Origin of the sequence: Gaiella sp. (assembly GCF_035558935.1) — a bacterium.
Classification (GTDB): domain Bacteria; phylum Actinomycetota; class Thermoleophilia; order Gaiellales; family Gaiellaceae; genus Gaiella.
Genome location: NZ_DATMBZ010000114.1, coordinates 14,525 through 37,027 on the forward strand (window position 1 = coordinate 14,525; position 22,503 = coordinate 37,027).

Genomic DNA, 22,503 nt, shown 5'->3' on the forward strand with positions numbered 1-22,503 from the left:
TTCGTCACGTCCGGGAAGGCCCGCGGCCGGACCATCGCTCAGGCACCCACCAGCTCCACTTCCCGAGGATCGCGACGAGGCCGGGGACGACGGCCAGCCGCACGACCGTGGCGTCGACGAGGACGCCGACCGCGAGCACGATCCCGAGCTGCTGCAGCCCCGGCACGTCTCCCAGCACGAATCCGGAGAAGACCGCGACCATGATCGCCGCGGCGGCCGTCACGACCCGTCCCGTCCGCTCGAGACCTGCCGCGACGGCGCGATCGGTGCTCGCCCCCGCGTCGACCGCCTCCCGCATCGGCATCACGAGGAACACCTCGTAGTCCATCGAGAGCCCGAAGAGCAGCGCGAACGCGAACACCGGGATCCAGCCCTCGACCGCGGGGGCCTCCGTGACGCCGAAGAGGTCGGCGGCGACGCCCCACTGGACGACCGCGACCGCCGCCCCGCAGGCCGCGCCGACGGACAGCAGGTTCAAGAGCACCGCCTTGATCGGGAGGACGACGGAGCGGAAGGCCCGAGCCAGCACGACGGCCGTCAACGCGAGCACAGCCCCCACGAGGAACGGGAACCAGGCGTACAGCCGGTCGAGGAAGTCGACCCCCTGGGCCGGCACGCCGCCCGTGACGACGACCGCCGTCGCCGGAAAGCCGGCGTCCTCGACGACCGTCTCCCGTAGGCGGTGCACGAAGGCCAGAGCGTCGGGGTGCCCGAACTCGTGGCGTCCGGCCACGAGGACGCGCGCGTATCGCCCCTCTCCCGCGACGTACGGCGGCCGAACGCCGTTCGCGACGACCATCACCTCCGGTTCTCGTCCGACCGCCGCGACGAGCCGAACGACGGCGTCACGCGCGGGGCCACGGACGCCCGCGCCGGCTCGTCCCGTGTCGACGACGACCTGCGTCGGCGTGACCGCCCCCGCGCCGACGCCCGCCGCGAGCGCCTCGGCGCCTCGAACTGCCTCGGAGGAGGGAAGCGCCAGGATCGAGCCGGGCGTGGTCCGGAGGGCAAGGACCGGCGAGGCGAGGACGAGGAGGAAGCCGAGGCCCGCCCCGACCGCGACCCACCGCCTCCGGAGCACGAGCGTCGCGAGGGACCCCCACGGGCCGGTCCCCGGAAGGTGACGCGCCCGCCGGTCGTAGAGGCCCGGTACGAGGGTGCGGGAGGCGAGCAGCGACAGCAGCACCGGCTGGAGGGTCAGGAGGGCGGCGGCGGAGACGAGCGGGACGAGCGCTCCGCCGAGGCCCAGCGAGCGCACGAATGGCACGGGAACCAGGACGAGGACGCCGAGACCGACCGCGACCGCGACCGCGGAGTACGCGACTGCGCGTCCGGTCGTCGCCATGGTGCGGACGACCACCTCGTCGCGCGAGCCGCCCCGCTCGAGCTCCGAGCGGAAGCGGTCGACACAGAGGAGCGCATAGTCGATCGCGAGCGCGAGCCCGATCAGGACGACGAGGTTCTCGACGTACGAGGCCATCCGCATGGCGTGTGCGAGCGGATAGAGCAGCGCGAGCGTCGCGCCGATCGTGCACGCCGCGAAGACGAAGGGGATCGCGAGGGCGGTGGAGACGCCGAGCACGAGCGCCAGCACGACGAGCGCGACCGGCAGCGCGACCAGCTCGGCGCGGCGCAGGTCGTCGCGCACCGCCGGGTCGAGATCGTGCTGGATGGCCGGGGCGCCCGTGACGAGCGCGGGCGGCCCTCCCACCGCGGCGAGCGCGCGCCGCACGTCGGGCGTGTAGCCCTTCGCATCCTCGAGGGCGAGCCGCGTGACGACGTCGCCGTAGAGAACCCCACCGCCCTGGCGTACGCCCGTGACGCCACCGCCGGGGAGCGCGCGAGCCGCTGCGCGGAGACGCCGGCGCAAGTCGGCCTGCGCGCGCTCGCTCCGAGGCGACCGCGTCGGAACGACGACCGTGAACGTGCCGTCCGGGCGCTCGCCATAGTGGGCCTCGAGCAGCAGTCGCGCCCGATCCGACTCGCTGCCGGGCACCGAGAGCGAGTTCGAGAGGAGCGGGCTCAGGTGCGCCGCTGCGACGATCCCGGCAATCGCGACGGCGAGCCACGCAGCGAGCACGAAGAACCGGCGGCGGAGCACCCTCCGGGTCCAGCGCTCGAGCACGCGGCAAGGCTACTCGGGTCCGCGGCGACCTCTCAGGACGGGCGACGCGAGGCGGCCAGGAACTCCGCGAGCGCGCGCAGGTTGCGCGGGCCGAGATCGGCGTAGCCCGGCATCAGCGGGTTGGCGTGCTGCGCCGGAGACCTGAGATACGCGACCGTCGCGGCCGTCGTCCGCTTCGTCGCGCCGCCGTTCGTAAGGTTGGGCCCGCCGAAGCGCGCGCGGCCCGCGCCGAGGTAGCGGTGGCAGCTGAGGCAGCCCTCCCGGCCGAAGACGGCCGCCCCGCGCGCCGCGGCGCCGCGCAGGCGCTTCCGTGCGACCCAGCGCGGGATCGTCCTCGGCGACGCGTTCGTCTCCGGCGGCGGGGCGGGCGCCGGACGCAACGGCGACAGCCCCCCGACGGCGATCGAGACCGGACGGCCGACGACGAAGGCGACGAGGTCGGCAAGCTCTTCGGGCGTCAGGTCACGCGCGTAGGCCGTCATCCCCGTCCCGCCGTACGCGATACGGCGCGCAGCGAGCTCCTCGGCCGGGACTTCGAGCTGCGCGGCGTGCGGTCCGAGCCAGCGGTCGAGGTCGGGGCCGGACTTGCCGGTCGAGCCGGCGGCGTCGAGCGCGTGGCACGACCAGCACTGCCGCGCCTGGAACACGGCTGCGCCGCGTGCGGGGACGCCGGCCTCGGTCGACGCGCCGCCCGCCGGACGGGAGCCCGCGAGAAGTGCGAGCGGGAGCGAAGCGAGGGTGACGGCACACGCGAGGAGGCCACGGCGACGTGCCATGCGCCGACCGTACCGCAGCCGGAAGCGGGCGGCTACGCCGGCCCTGGCGGCATCTCGCCCACCGGCCACGGCTTTCCGCCGAGGCCCCAGTTCTTCGGGTCGTGCCCCTCGACGATCACCCACGTGTGGTCGCGGAGAGCCTCGTGGGTCGCCTCGCAGAGCGCGTCGGTGAGGCCCGCGATGAGCTTCGCACTCGTCTCCTCGTTGACGCGGTAGTCGAATAGCTCGACGCGGATGAGTGGCATGGCACGCCTCCTTCCTCGACTCGGGTGCGTCCGACCATATGCTCATGCCATGGCTCGCGTGACCCGTTCGAACGACACCGGCGCGGCCGGGTCGGACGGCGTCGACCGGCGCCCGCTCGTTCCGCCCGAGGAAGGCTCCGAGCTCGCCCTCGATGCGCTGCGGCTCGGGCCCGGGGCGTCGCTCGACCTGACCGACCCGCTCCACGACACCGTGCTCTTCACGTACGAGGGGTCCGGGGCGCTCGACACCGCTGCGATCGAAGGTCGCGCGGCAGGCTTCGTCGCCGCGGGAGCGCCCGGCACGCTCTCGGCCGGCGCCGACGGGCTCGCGTGCGTCCGGGCGACGCTCGGCGGCGCCACCGACCTGCACGCGCCGATGGGCGCGCTCGAGCAGGTCGTCGGTCTCGACCGCGTCGAGCCGGGGAAGGCGACCGGCGCGAGGTCGTTCCAGGTCCTCTTCGGGCCGCACAACGGCTCGACCCGGGCGACGATGTTCGTCGGCTACATCCCGCCCGGGCGCGCGCCGTGGCACTACCACCTCTACGACGAGATCGTGTGGGTGCTTCGCGGCGAGGGGCGCGTGCACATCGGCGACGCCGTCGAGCCGCTGGCGCCCGGCTCGGCCTTCCGCCTGCACCCGCGCGAGGTGCACATCGTCGAGAACAGCGATCCGGTCGCCGAGCTCGCCGTGCTCGGGATCTTCACGCCTGCCGGGAGCCCCTCGGCCGCCTACCTCATGCCGGACGTCGCCGAGGCCTACGCGATCTCGGGGTAGGGATGGGCGCGCCGGTCATCCTCGCAGTCGACGACGACCCGGCGGACCTCGCCGGGGTCGAGCGCGAGCTCGTCGCCCGCTACGCGCGCGACTACGACGTCGTCTGCGTCGCGTCCGCGGACGAGGCGTGCAGTCGACTGGCGGAGCTGCGCGACGGCGGGGAGGTCGCGCTCGTGCTCGCGGGCCTCGCGCTCGGCGGCACGACGTGCAGCGAGTTGTTCGGCGAAGTGCGTCACCTGCATCCGCACGCGAAGCGCGCGGTGCTCGTCGGCTGGAGCGAATGGGGCTTCCCCGCTACGGGCGAGGCGATCCTCGAGGCGATCGAGCACGGGCGCATCGACCACTACGTCGTCAGGCCGGCGGCGCCGCCGGACGAGCTCTTCCACCAGACGATCTCGACGTTCCTCCTCGAGTGGGCGGAGGAGCGGCGCACGGCGCCGTACTCGATCCAGGTCGTCGGCGACTCGTGGTCGGGCCGGGCGGCCGAGCTCCGGACGGTGCTCGAGCGCTGTGCCTTCCCGCACGCCTTCTGCCTCGCCGACTCGGCCAAGGGCCGGACGCTCCTCGAGGGCTCGAGCGCCGGGACGGAGCTGCCGGTCGTGATCCTCCCGGACGGGACGATGCTCGCGAACCCGTCCGACGTCGAGCTCACGCGGGCGACCGGCTCTCCCGTCGAGCCCGAGGGAGACGACTTCGACCTCCTCGTCGTCGGCGCGGGGCCGGCCGGGCTGTCGGCGGCCGTCTACGGCGCCTCCGAAGGGCTCCGGACGCTCGTCGTCGACTCGGGCGGGATCGGGGGACAGGCGCGGTCGAGCTCGTTGATCCGCAACTACCTCGGGTTTCCTCGGGGGATCAGCGGCGGCCTGCTGGCGCGCCAGGCGCACGAGCAGGCCTGGATCTTCGGCGCGCAGTTCGCCTTCATCCAGACCGTGACGGCGCTGCGGCGCGAGGCGGACCGGCTCGTCGCGAGCCGCGCCGACGGAGGCACCGTCACGGCGCGGGCGATCGTCCTCGCCACCGGCGTCACCTATCGCAGGCTTGGCGTCCCGGAGCTCGAGGCCCTTTCGGGCGCCGGCGTCTTCTATGGCGGCGCGGGGTCCGATGCGCACCGGATGTCCGGCCAGAAGGTCTTCGTGCTCGGCGGCGCCAACTCCGCCGGGCAAGTGGCGTTGCACCTCGCGCGGTATGCACGCCGCCTGACGCTGGTCGCGCGCTCGCCTTCGCTCGAGGCGGGGATGTCGCACTACCTCGTCCGCCAGCTCGCGGCGACGCCGAACGTCGACGTCAGGCTCGGAACCGAGATCGTCGGCGGAGGCGGCGACGGCTGGCTCACGCATCTCGTGCTGCGTGACCGGACGAGCGGCGCCGAGGAAACGGTCGCAGCCGACGGGCTCTATCTCTCGATCGGGGCCCGCCCGCACACGGAGTGGCTGCCCGGTGAAATCGTGCGGGACGACCAGGGCTTCGTCCTCACGGGCGCCGACGTCCCCCGAGAGGCGCCGTGGCCGCTCGACCGCGCGCCGTTCCCGCTCGAGACGAGCATGCCGGGCGTCCTGGCGATCGGCGACGCGCGTGCCGGATCGTTGAAGCGCGTCGCGTCGGCCGTCGGCGCCGGGTCGATCGCGATCCGGGTCGTCCATCGCCTGCTCGACGCGGACGGTGCGAACGCGGCCGACGAGCTGGCCGAAGCTAGCGGTCGAGCTCGGCGGTGAACAGCCGCGGCGTCGGGCCGTCGGGCTGCGGTCGCCGCTCGGCGAAGAGGATCATCTCCTCGATCCGCTCCCGGGCTTCGGCTCCTTCCGGGTGGTCGATCTCGATCAGGTTGCCCGCCGGGTCGCGGATGTAGAGCTGCGCCTCGCCTCCCGGGAGCTCTGCGATCGCGTAGCCGAAACTCGTCCGATCGAGGATCCCGAGCTCACGCGCGCGCTCGTACAGTCCGACGACGTCGTCGACCTCGAGCGCGAAGTGCGCGTAGGTCGGAGGATCGTCCGGCCGCTCGAACACGTGCACCTGCAGCGGGCCCGCGCGAAGCCACTGGACGGGGAATCCGAAATCGGGGGTCGGGAGCCGCTCCAGGCCGAGCACGTCCACGTAGAACGCGACGGATTCCTCCAGATCGTGCGCGACGACGCTGACGTGGTTGAGCCCGGCGGCCCTGCTCACGCCGCGAGCCCGCGCTCTATGAACCGGGCGGCGTGCGTCGCGGTGAGCTGCTCGCCGGTGGCCTCCTCGAGCAGGCGGTCCCACCGCAGCGACTGGCCCCGCCGGAAGATCCGCTCGGCGAGGAGCGCCCCGGCCTCGCGACGGCCGACGAGACCGCCCGCGACCCGGTCGATCGTCTCCCTGACCTGCGAGGCGACCAGATTTCCGTAGAGGTACGTGTGGTAGTAGACGGGTGCGCAGGCGACGTGGATCTTCGCAGCCCAGTCCGGAGCGTCACGGCCGTCCGGCGGCGTCAACAGCTGATAGCGGGCGACGAGGCTCCACCAGGTCGACGCGAGATCGGTCTCGGGATCTGCGTAGAGCGCTCGCTCGAAGTTCGTCATCACGAGCACCCACCGGGTGAAGACGAGCAGCTCCGCAGCCTGGGCGGCTCGCAACCTCTCGTCGAGCTCCTCCGCCTCGGCGGCGTCGATCCCCGCCACGCGTTCGAGCCAGTCGGCTTCGAGCGCGAGGCGCCCCATGAGGATCGCGATGCCCTCCGTCATGGTGAGGTGGGTGTCGCGCAGGAGCCAGGGCAGCGACGGGTCGAAGCCGATGTCGTAGGCCCCGTGGCCGAGCTCGTGGAGCATCGTGTCCGCCCAGTAGCGATCGTGCTCGACGTTCGCGAGCACGCGCACGTCGCCCTCGCGATCGAGGTCGATGCAGAACGCGTGCTGGCACTTCCCGTCCCGCGGATACAGGTCGCTCCGGTCGAGGATCGGCCCGGTGTCGACGCCGATCCCGTCGTACGTCGTGCGTGCGAGCTCGACGACGTCCTTCCCGGCGAAGACTGACTGGAGGTCGACGCCGCCGGCCGCGGGTACCTCCTGGAAGAACGGGTCCTCGTAGTGCCAGGGGCGCAGGTCGTCGACAGCGCAGCCGAAGCGCTCGGCGAGCCGGGTGTCGGTCGCGGCCTTCCACGCGGCGAACGCGCCGGCGGTGAGACGGTCGCACTCGTCGAGCGTCTCGAAGAGCTTCGTCTCGTCCATCTCGGACGTGCTGATCGCAAGCGCGAACCAGTCGCGATACCCGAGCGAGCGGGCCGCCTCGTTCCGCAGGCGCGCGAGCTCACGCACGTCGTCGGCCACCGCCGCCCCGACCGTCTTCGAGGCCTCCCACGCCTCTCGACGCTCGTCGACGTCGTCGCTCGTGCGGAGGATCCGCTTGATCTCGTTGTCGTCGACCGGGCGACCTCGGACCTCCCCGCGGTGCTGAGCGAACCGGGCCTCGACGGAGGCCTCGAGCTCGACGATGCGGTGCCGGATTGCCTCGGGCACCTGGTGCGGGACGAGGCTCGAGTGCAGGAGGTCGAGCTGGCGGCGCACGACGGCGTCGGCGCCATTGGCGCGCGCCTCCTCGACGTCCCTGAAGAGCTCGCCGTCGGCGAGCGCGTCGGAGAGGGCGAGCTCGGCGGCGACCCGCCGGCGCTCGTGCTCCTCGGTCGCCTCGACGTTCGCGTCCCACCAGGACAGAGCCGCCGTCCTGTGCAGCGGGCGCAGCCGGTCGACGGCGCGGGTGACGACGGCCCGGGGATCGCTCACGCCGCGAGGGTACCCGAGCGGAGCCAGGGCGACCGTCTACGATCGTTCGTGTGGGCACCGACGCGCACCGGGCGGCCGCCGCAGAGCTCGGGCCGATCGCGGTCGGCGTCGTCACGGTGAGCGACACGCGCACGCCCGAGGACGACACGAACGGCAAGTGGTTGCAGGAGCACGTCGTCGCCGCGGGGGCGCTCGTCTCGGGCTACCGCGTCGTGCGCGACGAGCCCGACGAGGTGCGAAGCGCGGTCGACGAGCTCGTCGCCGACGCTCGAGTCGTCGTCGTCAACGGCGGCACGGGCGTCTCACGTCGCGACACGACGTACGACACGCTCGCCGGGATGCTCGAGAAGACCCTCCCGGGGTTCGGCGAGCTCTTCCGGATGCTGAGCTGGGAGCAGGTGGGCTCCGCGGCGATGCTCTCGCGCGCGACCGCGGGGACGTACCGCGGCGCGGTCGTCGTCTCGGTGCCCGGATCGCCCAAGGCCGTCGCGCTCGCGTGGGAGAAGCTGATCGAGCCGGAGCTCGCCCACCTCGCATGGGAGGTGGGGCGCTAGATGATCGATCCGATGGCGACCGCCGCCGTGACCCGGACGCTGCCGTACGACTGGTACGCCGACCCGGCGGTGCTGCGGGTCGAGCAGGAGCGGATCTTCGCGCGTAGCTGGCACTACGCCGCGCGCCTCGACCAGGTCGCCGAGCCCGGCCAGCTGACGACCGCGTACGCCGGCGAGCTTCCGGTCGTCCTCGCGCGCGGTCGCGACGGCGAGCTGCGCGGATTCGTCAACGTCTGCCGGCACCGCGGTCATCCCCTCTGCGAGGGCGACGACCGGCGGGAGACCATCCAGTGCCCCTACCACGCCTGGACGTACGGGCTCGACGGCTCGCTGCGCCGCGCCCCACGCTCCGATCGCGAGCCGGGCTTCGACCGCTCGGCGCTCGGCCTCGTACCCGTCTCGGTGGAGAGCTTCGGCCCGTTCGTGTTCGTCAACCCCGACCGCGATGCGCCACCGCTCGCCGACCACCTCGGCGACCTGCCTGCCCGCCTGGCCGACGGCGGCCTCGACGTCGACGCGCTCCGATTCCATCGGCGCGACGTCGCGGACGACTACGCCTGCAACTGGAAGGTGTGCGTCGAGAACTTCCTCGAGTGCTACCACTGCGCGACCGCCCATCCCAGCCTTGCGAAGGCGATCGACGTGTCGCCCGACGCGTACGGCCTCGAGGCGCACGGCCTGGTCGCCAGTCAGGTCGGCCCGCCGAAGGGCGTGGGCGCCTTCGCGGCCGGGGAGATCGAGCGGGGCCAGTTCCACCTTCTCTTCCCGGGCACGGTCGTCAACGTGATGCCCGGCAAGCCGAACCTCTCGATCGGCCCGATCGTGCCGCGCGACGTCGACCGCACCGCACGGTTCCTCGACTACTTCGTCGGCCCGGACGTCGACGACGAATGGCTTGCCGGCTACCTCGAGCTCGACGAGCAGGTCGGCCGCGAGGACCGCGCCCTCGTCGAAGCCGTCCAGCGAGGGATCTCGAGCGGCGGCCTCGAGGCGGGCACGCTGCTCGGAGAGTCGGAGCAGCTGATCGCCTGGTTCCAGTCGCTCGTCGTGGGAGCCCTGGGCACCGACGACTGAGCCCGGTCGCGTGGTGTCCGACTCCTAGTCGGACACCAACGGCCCCGCAGCCGGCGGCTCGCCTTACGATCTGTCCATGGCAACTGCTGTCGAGCCGGCACCGTCGCGCCTTCTCAACCGTGAACTCTCCTGGATCGACTTCAGCGGCCGCATCCTCGAGCTCGCCGAGGACGACACGCTGCCCGTCCTCGAGCGCGTGCGGTTCGCAGCCATCTTCTCCCAGGGGCTCGACGAGTTCTTCATGGTGCGGGTCGCGGGGCTGCTCGAGCTCGACGAGTCGGACGTGCCCGTCCGCTCGGCGGACGGCCTCGGCACGTCCCAGGCGCTCGAGCAGATTCACGAGCGCGTCGGAGAGCTGATCGCCCGCCAGGGCCGGCTGTGGAAGCGCGAGCTTCGACCCACGCTCGCCAAGGCCGGCATCGAGGTTGCGTCGATCGACGAATGCTCCGAGCGCGAGCAGGAGAAGCTGCAGCGGTACTTCGAGCGCGAGATCTACCCGATCCTGACGCCGCTCGCCGTCGGGCCGGGACAGCCGTTCCCATACGTCTCCGGCCTCTCGCTGTCGCACGGCGTGATCGCATCCGATCCGGAGACGGGCGAGGAGAGGTTCGCCCGCGTCAAGGTGCCGGAGGTGCTCGACCGGTTCGTCCCGGTCGGGAAGCGGCTCGTGCCGCTCGAGGCGCTGATCTCCCACTTCCTGCCGATGCTCTTTCCGGGGATGGAGATCCAGGAGCGCGCGACGTTCCGCGTCACGCGCGACGCCGACTTCGAGGTTTCGGACGACGCCGACGACCTGCTCGAGGCAGTCGAGTCCGAGCTGCGGCGGCGGCGCTTCGGCGACGTCGTTCGCCTCGAGCTCTCCGCGTCGGCCTCGCGGGACATGCGGGAGCGGATCGTGGAAGGTCTCGACGTCCGCCCCGGCCAGGTCTACGAGGTCGAGGGTCTCCTCGACCAGTCCGAGCTCTGGCAGCTCGTCTCGCTCGACCGGCCGGACCTGAAGGACGAGCCGTGGGTTCCGGTCGTCCCGCCTCGCTGGGCACGGGTGACTGGGCCGAACGACCTGTTCGAGGAGATCCGCCGCGGCGATCTGCTCGTCCACCAGCCCTACGACTCGTTCCGCGCGAGCTTCGAGGCGCTCGCCCAGGCGGCGGCGCGTGACCCCGACGTGATCGCGATCAAGACCGCCGTCTACCGGACGAGCGACGAGTCCTCGCTGATCGGCTCGCTCATCGAGTGCGCGGAGGAGGGCAAGCAGTCGGTGTGCCTCGTCGAGCTCAAGGCCCGCTTCGACGAGCGGCGGAACATCGAGTGGTCACGCGCGATGGAGGAAGCGGGCGTCCACGTCGTCCACGGCTTCCCCGACCTCAAGATCCACGCGAAGATGACGCTCGTGGTCCGCCGCGAGGAGGGCGGCCTGCGACGGTACGTCCACGTCGGCACCGGAAACTACAACGCCTCCACGGCGCGCATCTACGAGGACATCGGCCTCTTCACCGCCGACGAGGAGATCTCGGCGGACGTCGCGGACCTCTTCAACCACGTCACGGGCTTCGGACGGCCGCAAGCCTTCAGGAAGCTGCTCGTGGCCCCGTTCACGCTGCGCTCGCGCCTCGTCGAGGAGATCCGCCGTGTCGCGGAGGCCGCCTCGGCCGGCGAGTCGACGCGGATCCGGCTCAAGGTCAACGCGCTCGTCGATCCGACGATCATCGAGGAGCTCTACGCGGCCTCGGCGGCCGGCGTGCCGATCGAGATCATGGCGCGGTCGATCTGCATGTTGCGCCCGGGTGTCAAGGGACTCTCGGAGACGATCCGCGTGACGTCGATCGTCGGCCGCTTCCTCGAGCACAGCCGCGTCAACTGGTTCGAGGCCGGCGACGACCTGACCGTCTTCATCGGCAGCGCCGACCTGATGCCGCGGAACCTCGACCGCCGCATCGAGGTGCTGACGCCCGTCGAGAACGCCCGTGCGCGCGCGGAGATCGGCGCGATCCTCGACAGTGTGTTCGCCGACACGGAGAACACCTGGGAGCTCCTGCCGGACGGGGCGTGGGAGCGCATCGAGCGCAAGGGCAAGAAGCGGCACGCGCACCAGGACACGATGATGCGTCGCGCGCAGAGCCGCGCCCGCCGCGCGAGGTCGTAGGCCCGACCCCTTCGTACTACGCGGCCGCGGCGACGCGCCCGCTCGCGAGGGCGAGCGCAGCGCCCTCGCGCACACCGCCGCGGGCGAGGACGAGCGGCCGGCCGAGCACCCTGGCGGCCTCCGCGAGAAGGAGCGCCCCTCCGAGCACGGACGCCGCGCGGACGGGATGGATCCCCGCCTTGCGACCGACCTTCGTGGACGTCCGACGCGAGAGGAGTGCGATCGCCTTCTCGATCTCACGCGTCCCGTACGACGGCCCGACGAGCTTCGCCACAGCTCTGGCGCTGCCGCCCGTCGCAAGCGCGACGTCGGTCAACGGCGCGGTGATCGCGCCGAGCGTCGCACGGACGAGGTCACGTGCCGCGTCGAGCTCGCTTCCGGTCGGAGGGTCGTGGCGGAGCATCTGTCGCGTGAGGCGGATCGAGCCGAGGTCGACGGAGCGCACCCAGTTCGCTGCGAGTGCCGTGCCGACGACGATCTCGGTCGAGCCTCCTCCGACGTCGACCACGGCGATCTTCCCCCGGGGATGCTCTCCGACGCGCGAGACGGCGCCACGGAACGACAGTCGCCCCTCCTCCTCGGCTGAGAGGACCCGAACCGGAAGCCGTGTCGCCTGCTGCACGGCGGCGACGAGCAGCTCTGGTGAGCGTCCCTGGCGACCGGGCGCCGTGACGATCGTCTCGGCACGTTCCGCCTCGAGCGCGCGGGCACGGTCGGCGTAGTCACGGCACAGCCGCGCCACGATGGCGACGGTGTCGCGCGACAGCGTGCCCGTGCGCGCGATCTCCTCACCCAGCCCCAGGCGCGCACGCCGCTCCGCGACGACGTCGACCCGGCCGCCGACGACGTCGGCCACGAGCACGCGCGCGGTGTTCGACCCCACGTCCACGACCGCAACGCGCATCGGCCGAAGCGTGACGGACGCTCCGGACGTGCCCTCACCGCGCCGCGGCTCACCGACGCGCTCGCGCGCAACCCGGCACTTCGAGCGCGTCCCCGGTCTACGGGTCGAGAACTGGCTCGAGACAGTGGATCAGCAGTCGTGGACCAAGACGGGCGAGGTTGAAGCCACGCCCGGGAAGCCTCAGCCCGGCCGAACGAGAGGCTTGTAGGCGATGCGGTGCGGCTCGAGCGCCTCCGGGCCGCGCGTCTCGCGCACCCAGTCGGCGTACTCCGCGTAGGAGCCCTCGAACCACGTGACCTGCGAGTCGCCCTCGAAGGCCAGCATGTGCGTGGCGACGCGGTCGAGGAACCAGCGGTCGTGCGAGATCACGACGGCGCAGCCGGCGAAGTCGTTGAGCGCCTCCTCGAGCGCGCGCAGCGTGTCGACGTCGAGGTCGTTCGTCGGCTCGTCGAGCAGCAGCAGGTTGCCGCCCGAGCGGAGGAGCTTCGCGAGGTGGACGCGGTTCCGCTCGCCGCCGGAGAGATCCTTGACGAGCTTCTGCTGGTCGCCACCGCGGAAGTTGAACCACGAGACGTACTGCCGCGAGTTGACCTCCCGCTTGCCGAGCGCGATCACGTCCTCGTTCCCCGAGATCTCCTTCCAGACGGTGTTCTTCCCGTCGAGAGCGCCACGCGACTGGTCGACGTAGGCGAGCTCGACGGTGTCGCCGATCTCGAGCGAGCCCGAGTCCGGCTCCTCCTCGCCGGCGATCATGCGAAAGAGCGTCGTCTTCCCGGCGCCGTTCGGCCCGATCACACCGACGATGCCTCCGGGCGGCAGGTCGAACGTGAGGTCCTCCATCAGCAGGCGGTCGCCGAAGCCCTTCTGGACGTGCTCGGCACGGACCACGACGTCGCCCAGCCGCGCCCCGGCGGGGATGTGGATCTCGACTGTGCCGATCCGGTCCGCCTGATCCTCCGCAAGGAGCTTCTCGTACGCGGCAAGCCGCGCCTTCGACTTCGCGTGGCGCGCGGTCGGGCTCATCCGCACCCACTCGAGCTCGCGCTGGAGCGTGCGGCGCCGCGCGGCGTTCTGCTTCTCCTCGACGCCGAGGCGGGCCTCCTTCTGCTCGAGCCAGGAGGAGTAGTTGCCCTGGAAGGGGATGCCCCTGCCGCGGTCGAGCTCGAGGATCCAGCCGGCGACGTTGTCGAGGAAGTACCGGTCGTGGGTCACCGCGATGACGGTGCCCTTGTACGCCTCGAGATGCCGCTCGAGCCACGCGACGGATTCGGCGTCGAGGTGGTTCGTCGGCTCGTCGAGGAGCAGCAGGTCCGGCGCGGAGAGGAGGAGGCGGCACAGCGCGACGCGGCGCCGCTCGCCGCCCGAGAGCGTCGTCACGTCGCGGTCGCCGTCCGGGAGGCGGAGCGCGTCCATCGCCCGGTCGAGCTGCTGGTCGAGGCTCCATGCGTCGGCGCGGTCGATCCGGTCCTGGACCTTCGCCTGCTCGGCGAGCAGCGCGTCGAAGTCGGCGTCGGGCTCCGCGAACGCCGCGGAGACGGCGTTGAAGCGGTCGAGCAGGTCGCGCAGCTCGCGGACGCCGTCCTCGACGTTCGCGCGCACGTCCTTCGCGGGATCGAGCTCCGGCTCCTGCGACAGGAAGCCGACGCTCGCCTTGGGGTCGAGCTCGGCGACGCCGGAGGACGGCTCCTCGAGCCCGGCCATGATCTCGAGGAGCGTCGACTTACCGGCGCCGTTCGGCCCGAGCACGCCGATCTTCGCCCCGTGCAGGAACGAGAGCGAGATGTTGGAGAGCACCTGGCGCTCCGGGCCGTAGAACTTGTCGGCCCGGTACATCGTGTAGATCACGTCTGCGGACATGCGCGGCCCAGGCTACCCGCGCTCCGCCGCTGCGCTGCTACGAGAGTGCGCGCAGCACGGCGAGGTCCCGCTCGTACGTCAGCAACGTCTCGGCGTCGGCCGGGCTGAGCCAGCGGCCGCTCCCCACCTCGTGATCGAACGCGAGGCTTCCCCCGACGACGCGGAGACGCCAGTAGCGCACGCGCTTTGGCCGGCCCTTCGAGTCCCGGTAGGCGGTGGACGGGAGCTCCTCCTCGAGGTCGCAGACGAGCCCGGTCTCCTCGACGACCTCGCGCAGTGCGCAGTCCTCGTCACTCTCGCCCGGCTCGCACTTCCCTTTCGGGAAGGTCCAGTCGTCGTAGCCGGGGCGGTGGACGACGAGGACCTCGATCCCTTGCGCGGCGGTGCGGACGGGCACGCCGCCGGCGGCGCGGACGATGGTCACGAGAGCCGCTTCGCCGCCTTTCGCAGAGCATCCCAGGCCTTGGGCCAGGCCGCGCGTGCCGACGCTCTCCGCTCCTGTTCGGCCTCGACGAGGCGCGCCGGCGCTCCGGTCTCGACGTCCTTGCCGGCCCACGCGCGGATCCGCTCCTCCGCGACGACGGCGTCCTGGTGCCCGCCGAGAACGTCCTGCAGCTCCTTCGCGGCGCGGATGAACGGACGGCTCGGCTTGCCCAGCTCGTGCGCCGCGAGCTCTGCCGCGTAGCGAGCGCGCTTCACGCGGATCCGCCCGGCGTGCAGCTCGTCGTCGGGCGAGCCCTCGTCGAGCCGCCCGAACGCCTTCCGCGTGCGCTTCCACTCTCCTCGCCAGACATGACGCAGCGTGCGCCCTGAGCCGCTCGGCTCCGGGTCGCCGACGTGCTCGAGGCGGTCGAGCAGCGCGAGATAGCGGTCGCTCGAGAGCGCCTCGACGACAACGCGACGAGCCTCGACGCGCTCCGCCTCGAGCGCTCGCAACAGGCCGGCGAAAGCGTCCTCCCCGCCGATCCCCGCCACGTCTTCCTCGATCCGCTCGATCAGGACGTCGAGGTCACGGGCCGGGCCGAGCGCACCGCCCAGCCAGCGGAGCTCGTCCCGCAGGGGCTCCGACCAGGAGGGCTCGAGCAGCGGACGGCCCGCCCGGAGGAAGGCTCGAAGGCGCCTCGTCGCGACGCGGAACTCGTGGAGGTCCTCCGGATCGGAGCCGAGCCGGACACCAGGGTCGTGCGCGAGCAGCTGCCGTGCCTGCTCGGCCATCGCGAGCCCCAGCGCCGCGTCCGGCGGCGTCTTCTTCGGGATCTCCGCCGCGGCTGCGGGGGAAGGCAGGTCGAGCGCGCGGTACAGCTTCGGCCGCAGCTCCGCGGCAGTGGTCGCTCCGGCGCCGCGAAGCTCCTTCACGAGCCGACGCAGCGTCTGTTCGTCGCCACCGACCAGCTCGACCTCGAGCTCACGAAAGCGAGCGGTGACGCGTTGGCCGGCGAGCACCGAGACGGCGTCGTCGACGATCTCGGCCCCGTCGACGCGAACGACCTCGCGTCGCGTGCGGAGCCGGGCGACCGGGCCGAGCTCGCGTCCGCGGAGGAACGCGACCAGCAGCGACGACAGCTCGAGCGGCGGTCGGGCAGGCGGGCCCGGCTGCTCGAGCTCGGCTCGGCCCGTGGCGCGGGGGAGCTTGAGCTGCCAGACCCCGGCACCGCGCTCGAGACGGTGCCGGAGTGTGATCCCGTGCCGCGCGAGCAGGAAGTCGGCTGAGTCGTGGTACGTCGAGGTGAAGACACGCGTCGGATCGACCTCGCCTCCGAGCTCCGGCAGGACGAATCCCTCGCCGGGCGGCGCGAGCTTCACCTCACGCTCGAGGGTCTCCTTCATCATCCGAGCGTATCCGGGACCGGAGCGGTCGTCTCGTCCACGAATGGAGATGCCTCGTTTCGGTTAACGTGCGCGCCCGTGCGCCTGTCGCTCACGCCGAGGACGAGCGAGTTCTTCGTGCTCTTCGCCCGCGCCGGCGAGAACGCGCTCGAGGTGGCCCGCCTCGTCGAGCGGCGCTTCCGCGAGCACCCCAACTCCGGGATCACACAGGAGCAGGTGAAGGCGGAGGAGACGGAGGGCGACGCCATCACGAGGGAGCTGATCCAGCTCCTCAACACGCAGTACCTGACCCCGTTCGACCGCGACGACATCTACATGCTCGCAATCGAGATCGACGACGTGGTCGACGAGCTGGAGGAGGCGTCCGACCTGCTCGGGCTCTACGGGATCGAGCTGCCGACGAAGCACGCCGTCCAGCAGACGGGCCTGATCGTGGCCGCCGCCGAGCAGCTCTCGATCGCCTGCGCCAACCTGAAGAGCTTCGTCGGCGTCCAGGAGGCGCTGATCGAGCTCAAGCGGCTCGAGGACGAGGGCGATCGCATCCTCCGCGACGGGCTCGCGTCGCTCTTCCGCGACGATCGGATCGACCCGCTGATGGTGATCCGCTGGAAGGACGTCTACGACCGGCTCGAGGGCGCGCTCGACAGCTGCGAGACGGCGGCGAACACGATCGCCAACATCGTCGTGAAGAACGCCTGACCCGGTGGAGCCGACACTCTGGGCCGTCGTGGCGATCGCACTGTTCTTCGACTTCACGAACGGCTTCCACGACACCGCGAACTCCATTGCCACGAGCGTCTCCACGCGTGCGCTGAGCCCGCGGGTCGCGGTCGCGAGCGCCGCGGTCCTCAACTTCGCCGGCGCGTTCGTCTCGGTCGCGGTCGCGGCGACGATCGCGAAGGGCATCGTCGACCAGGACGCGATCACGCTGGAGGTCGTCATGGCCGGTCTCGTCGGGGCGATCGCCTGGAATCTCCTCACGTGGCTCATCGGACTGCCCTCCAGCTCGAGCCACGCGCTGATCGGCGGGATGATCGGCTCCGCGATCGCGGCCTCCGGCTGGGGCGTCGTGAACTGGAGCGGCATCAAGGAGAAGGTGCTGATCCCGTCGCTCGTCGCTCCGTTTCTGGGGATCGCCTTCGCGTTCGTGCTCATCCTCGGGATCACCTGGCTCGTCGCTCGACGGGCGCCGACGAAGGTGAACCGGGGCTTCCGCCGGGCTCAGCTCGTCTCGGGGGCGTTCGTCGCGTTCACGCACGGGACGAACGACGCCCAGAAGACGATGGGGATCATCGCGCTCGCGCTCGTCGCCTCCGGGCACCTGAGCCCGGACTTCGAGCGCCCGCCCACGTGGGTGATCGCCGCCTCGGCGCTCGCCATGGCCGCGGGGACGTACGCCGGGGGCTGGCGCATCATCAAGACGCTCGGTCAGCGCATCGCGAAGATCGACCCGGCGCAGGGGTTCGCGGCGCAGACGGCGTGCGCGTCGATCCTGTGGGGGACGGCGCACTTCGGCTTCCCCGTGTCGACGACCCACACCATCTCCGGGTCGGTGCTCGGCGCCGGCGCCGTCCGCGGCTTCCACGCGGTGCGCTGGGGCGTCGCCGGGAACATCCTCGTCGCCTGGATCCTGACGATCCCGGCGGCAGCGCTCGTCGGCGCGTCTATGGAGGTCGTCACCCGGCTCCCCGGCGGGCACGTGATCGTCTTCGTCCTCGCGATCCTCATCGCGGCCGCGGCATTCCTCGCACGACGCTTCGACCGGCGCCGGCTGGCGCCTCCCGTCGAGCCGTCAGCCTCGGCCGCGGCGGCCGCGGCGGCGGCGTAGCGTCAGGCGCCTTCGCTCTTGCGCCGCTGGCGGCTCGCAACGAGCTTCGCCACGATGTTGAGCACGAGGACGAACAGGATCAGGACGAGCGCCGCGGCCCAGCCCATCGCCTGCTCCGCCGGGTCGGCCGACTCCGAGAAGGCGAAGATCGCCACGGGCAGCGTCGGCAGCGCGTGCGACACGTCGGTCGAGATCGCGTTCGCGGCGATCGACGAGGTGAAGAGGAGCGGCGCGGTCTCGCCTGCGACGCGCGCCACCGCGATCACGACGCCGGTCAAGATCCCGCCGATCGCCGTCGGCAGGACGACGCTGACCGTCGTTCGCCAGCGCGTGACGCCGAGGGCGAGGCTCGCCTCCCGCAGGCTGCGCGGGACGATCTCGAGCACCTCCTGCGTCGCCCGGGCCACCATCGGCAGCATCAGGACGGCCAGCGAGAAGGCGCCGAAGATCGCGCTTTGGCCGCGTCCGACCACGAGCAGGCCGAAGACGAAGATGCCGACGACGATCGCCGGGACGCCGTTCAGCACGTCGAGCACGATCCGCAGCGCCACCGAGAGCCGCGGGCCGGCGTACTCGGACATGAAGATCGCGACGAGGATGCTGACCGGGATCGCCATCAGCATCGCCATCCCGACGATCAGCACGCTGCCGACCAGCGCGTCCGCGATGCCTCCCGACTCGCCGAAGAGCGGACGCGCCTTCGTGAAGAAGTCGAGGCTCAGCTGGCTCAGGCCCTTGTGGATCACGGTGCCGAGCACGAGCGCGAGGATCCCGACGGCGACGAGGGCGCTGGCCACGGCGAGCCCGGCGAACGCCTTCTCGGTGATCCGGCGGCGACGCAGCCCGGCCGAGCGAATAGTGATGTCGTACCGGTCGTCGCCGGGAACCGTCGTCATCAGTACGCCCTCCGCGACCGCTCGAACCGCGTCACGATCGCCTGTGCGATCACGTTCGTGACGAGCGAGATGACCATCAGGATCGCGCCGAGGTAGAGGATCGAGCTCGCCTGGAGCTGGGACGTTGCGCCCTGGTACTGGGCGGCGATCCGCGAGCCGAGCGAGTCCGCGGGCGCAAAGAGCGAGATGTTGATCGAGTTGGCGCCGCCGATCACCTGGTTCACCGCGATCGCCTCGCCGAACGCGCGACCGAGCCCGAGCAGCACGGCCGCCGCGATCCCCGGAGCGGCGTAGGCGAACATCACGCCCCGGATCGCCTCCCATCGCGTCGAGCCGAGCGCCATCGCCCCGTCCATCAGGTCGCGCGGGGTGCGCGCGAACAGCTCGCGGCAGATGGCCGAGGTGATCGGGATGATCATGATCGTGAGGACGAGCGCCGCGGGGAGCATCCCGGCCTGCGACGGCTCACCCGAGAAGAGCGGAATCCACCCGAGGAAGCTCTGGAGCCACGGCTCGAGCGTGTCCCGCACCCAGGGACCGAGGACGAGGATGCCCCACAGCCCGAGCACGACGCTGGGGATGGCCGCGAGCAGCTCCACCATCGTCGCGATGGGCGCCGCAACACGGCGCGGCGCGATCTCGGTGAGGAAGAGCGCGATCGCGATCGAGAGCGGCGTCGCGAGCAGCAGCGCGATGAGCGACGTGACGACCGTCCCGTAGACGAACGTGAGTGCCCCGTAGGAGTCCTTGACCGGGTCCCACGCCTCCGTCCACACGAAGGCGAGGCCGAACTCCTGGATGGCCGGCCAGGCGTCGGAGACGACCTGGTAGACGATCATCCCGAGCAACACGGTCGCCGCCACGGAGGCGGCGACCGCGATGCCCTGGAAGAGGACGTCGCCGAGCCGGATCCCGCGACGCTCGAGCTCGGGGCTCGGCGCCGCGGGGTCGTAGCCGACGGACGTCATGCGCTCAGGTCCCGGCCTTCACCTTGGCGAGCTCGCGGTACGCGAACGCCTTGACCGACGTCGGGAGCGGGACGAAGAAGAGCGGCGGCCCGAACCTCTGTCCCTGCGTGACCGCCCAGTAGACGAACTTCCGGAGGTCGGCCGCCTTCGCCGAGTTGGTCGGCAGGATCACGTACGTGAAGGTCGAGATCGGGTACGCGAGCTTCCCGGCCGCCTTCGGCGGATCCACGATCTTCAGCTGCGAGAGCGAGGTGACCTTCTTCGGCAGCTGCGAGACGGCCTGCGTGATCCCGCGGATGCCCGGCGTCGTGAAGCGCCCGGCGCGGTTCTGGATCGTCGCGAACTGCAGCTTGTTCTGGATCGAGTAGGCCGCGTCGACGTAGGTGAGGGCGCCGGGCGTGTTCTTCACGACTCCCGTGACGCCCGAGCTACCCCGCGCGCCGACGCCCGTCGGGAAGTTGACGCTCGTGTTGTTGCCGACGCGACTGGAGAACTGAGGGCTGGCCGCGGACAGGTACGCCGTGTAAGCGAACGTCGTGCCCGACGAATCGGAGCGGTAGACCGGCGTGATCTTCGTGTCCGGCAGGTCGAGCTTCGGGTTGAGCTTCTTGATCGCCGGGTCGTTCCAGCTCGTGATCGACCCGAGGTAGATGCGCGAGAGCGTCTGCCCGTTCAGGTGCACGCGGCCGTTCACGCCCGGCAGGTTGTAGGGGATCGAGACCGCGGCGAGCGCCCACGGGATGACGACGCAGCCCTTGCAGTCGGCGAGCTGCTGGGCGGACAGCGGCGCGTCGGAGGCGCCGAAGTCCACGGTGCGCGCCGTGACCCCGGCGATTCCCGCGCCCGAGCCGGTCGGCGAGTAGGTGATGTCGATCCCGTAGGCCTTCCCGACCTCCGGGATCCACTTCGAGATGAGCGGGAAGGGGAACGTCGCGCCCGTCCCGACGAGCGTGCCCGTCGAGCGGGCCGGGGCCGCCTCGGCACGGCCGCCGACGACGGCGATCGCGGCGACGCTCGCGAGCGCGAGCGTCAGTGCGAGTGCCTTCTTCATGAGCTTCTCTCCCTGTGCGTGTGACATTCGGTTGACGGCGGAAGCGTCGCGACGGCCGACCTCTGCGTGGGGCGCGCGCCGGTTGCGATCGTGTGGCGGTCTGGTGAACACGGCAGGAGACGAGTGATCTAGTGCGACGCGTCCGAGAACTCGTGGAACTCGCCGGTGACGAGGTACTCGGTCTGCTCGCCGATGTCGACCGCGTTGTCACCGATCCGCTCGATGCAGCGCGCCACCACGATCATCCGCATCCCCCACTCCTGCATCCCGGGCGCGGACATCGCGAGCACCTTGTCGACGACCGCCCGGTTGGTCCGGTCGATGAGCTCGTCCAGGTCGACGAGCTCACGCGCGCCCGCCACGTCGCGGTCGGCGAACGCGTCGAGCGACCGGCGGACCATCTCGGCCGCACGGGCCCCCATCTCGCAGAGCCCCTCGACGAGCTCCGTGTGCTGCTCGAGGGCGGCGGAGAGCTTCGTCAGCTTGGCGACCGTGACGCTCTGGTCGCCGATCCGCTCGAGATGGATCGAGCTGTGCAGCACCGCGAGCACGAGACGCAGGTCGCTGGCCACGGGCGCCTGCTGGGCGAGCAGCTGGCCGATCGACCGCTCGATGCGGTGATACCGCTCGTCGATCTCGTCGTCGAAGGCGATCACCTCGTCACAGAGCTCGACGTCCTGCGTCTCGAGCGCGTTGATCGCCCCGCGCACCGCGCGGAGGACGACCTCGCCCTGCTCCTGGAGGTCGGACTCGAGGGAGTCGAGGCTCGCCTGGTACTCGAGGCGTGCCATCAGTGCCCCGTCCAGGGATGCGGCCGCGCCAGGGACCCGCAGGGGCTTGCCGGACGGGGCACTACCACTACCCGAACCGGCCCGTGACGTAGTCCTCCGTCCGCCGGTCGGACGGGTTGGTGAAGATCTTCGTCGTGCGGTCGTACTCGACCAGCGTCCCGTGGCGGCCGGTGCCGTCCTCCCGCACCTCGACGCTGAAGAACGCGGTCATGTCGGCGACCCGTGCGGCCTGCTGCATGTTGTGCGTGACGATCACGATCGTGTACTCGCGCTTGAGCTCGTGGATCAGATCCTCGATGCGCGACGTCGAGATCGGGTCGAGCGCCGACGCGGGCTCGTCCATCAGGATCACGTCCGGCTCGACCGCGAGCGCCCGCGCGATGCAGAGACGCTGCTGCTGGCCGCCCCAGAGGCCCAGGGCGTTCTCGGAGAGGCGGTCCTTCACCTCGTCCCACAGCGCGGCATGGCGCAGCGTGCGCTCGACCCGCTCGTCGAGGTCCTTCGTCAGCTTCAGCACGCGGGGGCCGAAGGCGATGTTGTCGTAGATCGACTTCGGGAACGGGTTCGGCTTCTGGAAGACCATGCCGATCCGCCGGCGCACCTCCACCGGGTCGACGTTCGACCCGTAGAGGTCCCTGCCGTGGTAGAGGACGCGGCCCTCGACCGCCGCTCCGGGGATCAGGTCGTTCATACGGTTGAAGCACCGGATGAACGTGGACTTGCCGCAGCCCGAGGGGCCGATGAAGGCGGTGACGAAGTTCTTCCGGATCTCCAGTGACACGCCGTCGAGCGCCAGCGCACCGCTGTAGGAGACCGAGAGACCCTCGACGTCGAAGACGGCCTCCCTGCCGCGGTCGTCGGAGTCGAGCTGGCTCGCGAGCTGACCGATCTTGGACGGGTCGATTCCGGTGGACACAGGCGCCACGGTCGTGGTCTGCGACATCGG

The 22,503-nt window shown here is 71.4% G+C and carries 21 protein-coding genes; 7 read left to right on the forward strand and 14 right to left on the reverse strand.

The features are described 5' to 3' along the window. Nucleotides 1–4 precede the first annotated feature (4 nt). The 3 genes from VNM44_RS10990 to VNM44_RS11000 are packed head-to-tail and all read right to left on the reverse strand — an operon-like array spanning nt 5 to nt 3,146. Entirely contained in the window at nt 5–2,125 is a 2,121-nt protein-coding gene (locus tag VNM44_RS10990) for an MMPL family transporter (protein ID WP_325625921.1), read from the reverse strand. A 32-nt stretch (nt 2,126–2,157) separates the two neighbouring features. Then, entirely contained in the window at nt 2,158–2,901 is a 744-nt protein-coding gene (locus VNM44_RS10995) for a c-type cytochrome (RefSeq protein WP_325625922.1), read from the reverse strand. 32 nt (nt 2,902–2,933) lie between these two features. Next, on the reverse strand, nt 2,934–3,146 hold the full coding sequence (locus VNM44_RS11000; protein WP_325625923.1) for a 4-oxalocrotonate tautomerase family protein: 213 nt from the start codon (nt 3,144–3,146) through the stop codon (nt 2,934–2,936). Nucleotides 3,147–3,195: 49 nt separating this feature from the next. Between VNM44_RS11000 and VNM44_RS11005 the strand changes: the two genes are divergently transcribed. Next, complete coding sequence (locus VNM44_RS11005; protein ID WP_325625924.1) at nt 3,196–3,921, forward strand: cupin domain-containing protein; 726 nt, start codon at nt 3,196–3,198, stop codon at nt 3,919–3,921. A 2-nt stretch (nt 3,922–3,923) separates the two neighbouring features. Further along, nucleotides 3,924–5,633: an FAD-dependent oxidoreductase gene (locus VNM44_RS11010; protein ID WP_325625925.1), complete on the forward strand. Its 1,710-nt coding sequence runs from the start codon at nt 3,924–3,926 to the stop codon at nt 5,631–5,633. Here VNM44_RS11010 and VNM44_RS11015 read toward each other — a convergent pair. Next, nucleotides 5,611–6,084, reverse strand: a complete 474-nt coding sequence (locus VNM44_RS11015) for a VOC family protein (RefSeq protein ID WP_325625926.1) — start codon at nt 6,082–6,084, stop codon at nt 5,611–5,613. The genes VNM44_RS11010 and VNM44_RS11015 overlap by 23 nt on opposite strands. Next, entirely contained in the window at nt 6,081–7,664 is a 1,584-nt protein-coding gene (locus VNM44_RS11020; RefSeq protein ID WP_325625927.1) for a M2 family metallopeptidase, read from the reverse strand. Before VNM44_RS11020 ends, VNM44_RS11015 begins: the two co-directional genes overlap by 4 nt. Nucleotides 7,665–7,714: 50 nt before the next feature. Here VNM44_RS11020 and VNM44_RS11025 point away from each other — a divergent pair, with 50 nt between their 5' ends. From VNM44_RS11025 to ppk1, 3 genes are all read left to right on the forward strand, one after another. Next, entirely contained in the window at nt 7,715–8,218 is a 504-nt protein-coding gene (locus VNM44_RS11025) for a MogA/MoaB family molybdenum cofactor biosynthesis protein (RefSeq protein WP_325625928.1), read from the forward strand. Nucleotides 8,219–8,230: 12 nt separating this feature from the next. Continuing rightward, the gene (locus VNM44_RS11030; RefSeq protein WP_325625929.1) at nt 8,231–9,292 is read left to right on the forward strand and encodes an aromatic ring-hydroxylating dioxygenase subunit alpha; all 1,062 of its coding nucleotides are present in this window, start codon (nt 8,231–8,233) and stop codon (nt 9,290–9,292) included. A 76-nt stretch (nt 9,293–9,368) separates the two neighbouring features. Further along, nucleotides 9,369–11,435 (forward strand): polyphosphate kinase 1, encoded by a 2,067-nt coding sequence (ppk1, locus tag VNM44_RS11035; protein ID WP_325625930.1) that lies wholly within the window; start codon nt 9,369–9,371, stop codon nt 11,433–11,435. A gap of 16 nt (nt 11,436–11,451) precedes the next feature. Here the strand turns inward: ppk1 and VNM44_RS11040 are convergent, their stop codons facing one another. The 4 genes from VNM44_RS11040 to VNM44_RS11055 form a co-directional block, all read right to left on the reverse strand. Then, nucleotides 11,452–12,339, reverse strand: coding sequence for a hypothetical protein (locus tag VNM44_RS11040; protein ID WP_325625931.1), 888 nt, complete (start codon nt 12,337–12,339; stop codon nt 11,452–11,454). 180 nt (nt 12,340–12,519) lie between these two features. After that, complete coding sequence (ettA, locus tag VNM44_RS11045; protein WP_325625932.1) at nt 12,520–14,196, reverse strand: energy-dependent translational throttle protein EttA; 1,677 nt, start codon at nt 14,194–14,196, stop codon at nt 12,520–12,522. 37 nt (nt 14,197–14,233) lie between these two features. Then, nucleotides 14,234–14,620 carry an NUDIX hydrolase gene (locus VNM44_RS11050; RefSeq protein ID WP_325625933.1) on the reverse strand — a complete coding sequence of 129 codons (387 nt, stop codon included), beginning with the start codon at nt 14,618–14,620 and terminating at the stop codon, nt 14,234–14,236. Next, complete coding sequence (locus VNM44_RS11055; RefSeq protein WP_325625934.1) at nt 14,617–16,023, reverse strand: CYTH and CHAD domain-containing protein; 1,407 nt, start codon at nt 16,021–16,023, stop codon at nt 14,617–14,619. Before VNM44_RS11055 ends, VNM44_RS11050 begins: the two co-directional genes overlap by 4 nt. Nucleotides 16,024–16,101: 78 nt before the next feature. Between VNM44_RS11055 and VNM44_RS11060 the strand changes: the two genes are divergently transcribed. Together VNM44_RS11060 and VNM44_RS11065 are read left to right on the forward strand one after the other, a co-directional pair. After that, nucleotides 16,102–16,722, forward strand: a complete 621-nt coding sequence (locus tag VNM44_RS11060) for a DUF47 domain-containing protein (protein WP_325625935.1) — start codon at nt 16,102–16,104, stop codon at nt 16,720–16,722. Between the two features lie 28 nt (nt 16,723–16,750). Beyond that, nucleotides 16,751–17,851 carry an inorganic phosphate transporter gene (locus tag VNM44_RS11065; protein ID WP_325625936.1) on the forward strand — a complete coding sequence of 367 codons (1,101 nt, stop codon included), beginning with the start codon at nt 16,751–16,753 and terminating at the stop codon, nt 17,849–17,851. 2 nt (nt 17,852–17,853) lie between these two features. Here the strand turns inward: VNM44_RS11065 and pstA are convergent, their stop codons facing one another. The 5 genes from pstA to pstB form a co-directional block, all read right to left on the reverse strand. Next, a complete protein-coding gene (gene pstA, locus VNM44_RS11070; protein ID WP_325625937.1) occupies nt 17,854–18,747 on the reverse strand; it encodes a phosphate ABC transporter permease PstA in 894 nt (297 codons plus the stop codon). Further along, on the reverse strand, nt 18,747–19,715 hold the full coding sequence (pstC, locus tag VNM44_RS11075) for a phosphate ABC transporter permease subunit PstC (RefSeq protein ID WP_325625938.1): 969 nt from the start codon (nt 19,713–19,715) through the stop codon (nt 18,747–18,749). The genes pstA and pstC overlap by 1 nt, the downstream gene beginning before the upstream one ends. Before the next feature lie 4 nt (nt 19,716–19,719). After that, entirely contained in the window at nt 19,720–20,766 is a 1,047-nt protein-coding gene (gene pstS / locus VNM44_RS11080; RefSeq protein WP_325625939.1) for a phosphate ABC transporter substrate-binding protein PstS, read from the reverse strand. Nucleotides 20,767–20,894: 128 nt separating this feature from the next. Beyond that, nucleotides 20,895–21,557, reverse strand: a complete 663-nt coding sequence (phoU, locus tag VNM44_RS11085; protein WP_325625940.1) for a phosphate signaling complex protein PhoU — start codon at nt 21,555–21,557, stop codon at nt 20,895–20,897. Nucleotides 21,558–21,624: 67 nt separating this feature from the next. Then, nucleotides 21,625–22,500 (reverse strand): phosphate ABC transporter ATP-binding protein PstB, encoded by an 876-nt coding sequence (gene pstB, locus VNM44_RS11090; protein WP_325625941.1) that lies wholly within the window; start codon nt 22,498–22,500, stop codon nt 21,625–21,627. Nucleotides 22,501–22,503 lie beyond the last annotated feature (3 nt).

Excerpts from the sequence above, each read along its gene's own strand:
- pstB (WP_325625941.1), bottom strand. The coding sequence starts at position 22,500 with ATGTCGCAGACCACGACCGTGGCGCCTGTGTCCACCGGAATCGACCCG.
- VNM44_RS11000 (WP_325625923.1), bottom strand. The coding sequence starts at position 3,146 with ATGCCACTCATCCGCGTCGAGCTATTCGACTACCGCGTCAACGAGGAG.
- VNM44_RS10995 (WP_325625922.1), bottom strand. The coding sequence starts at position 2,901 with ATGGCACGTCGCCGTGGCCTCCTCGCGTGTGCCGTCACCCTCGCTTCG.
- ettA (WP_325625932.1), bottom strand. The coding sequence starts at position 14,196 with ATGTCCGCAGACGTGATCTACACGATGTACCGGGCCGACAAGTTCTAC.
- VNM44_RS11010 (WP_325625925.1), top strand. The coding sequence starts at position 3,924 with ATGGGCGCGCCGGTCATCCTCGCAGTCGACGACGACCCGGCGGACCTC.
- pstC (WP_325625938.1), bottom strand. The coding sequence starts at position 19,715 with ATGACGTCCGTCGGCTACGACCCCGCGGCGCCGAGCCCCGAGCTCGAG.
- pstA (WP_325625937.1), bottom strand. The coding sequence starts at position 18,747 with ATGACGACGGTTCCCGGCGACGACCGGTACGACATCACTATTCGCTCG.
- VNM44_RS11055 (WP_325625934.1), bottom strand. The coding sequence starts at position 16,023 with ATGAAGGAGACCCTCGAGCGTGAGGTGAAGCTCGCGCCGCCCGGCGAG.
- pstS (WP_325625939.1), bottom strand. The coding sequence starts at position 20,766 with ATGAAGAAGGCACTCGCACTGACGCTCGCGCTCGCGAGCGTCGCCGCG.
- VNM44_RS11040 (WP_325625931.1), bottom strand. The coding sequence starts at position 12,339 with ATGCGCGTTGCGGTCGTGGACGTGGGGTCGAACACCGCGCGCGTGCTC.
- VNM44_RS11005 (WP_325625924.1), top strand. The coding sequence starts at position 3,196 with ATGGCTCGCGTGACCCGTTCGAACGACACCGGCGCGGCCGGGTCGGAC.
- phoU (WP_325625940.1), bottom strand. The coding sequence starts at position 21,557 with ATGGCACGCCTCGAGTACCAGGCGAGCCTCGACTCCCTCGAGTCCGAC.
- VNM44_RS11030 (WP_325625929.1), top strand. The coding sequence starts at position 8,231 with ATGGCGACCGCCGCCGTGACCCGGACGCTGCCGTACGACTGGTACGCC.
- ppk1 (WP_325625930.1), top strand. The coding sequence starts at position 9,369 with ATGGCAACTGCTGTCGAGCCGGCACCGTCGCGCCTTCTCAACCGTGAA.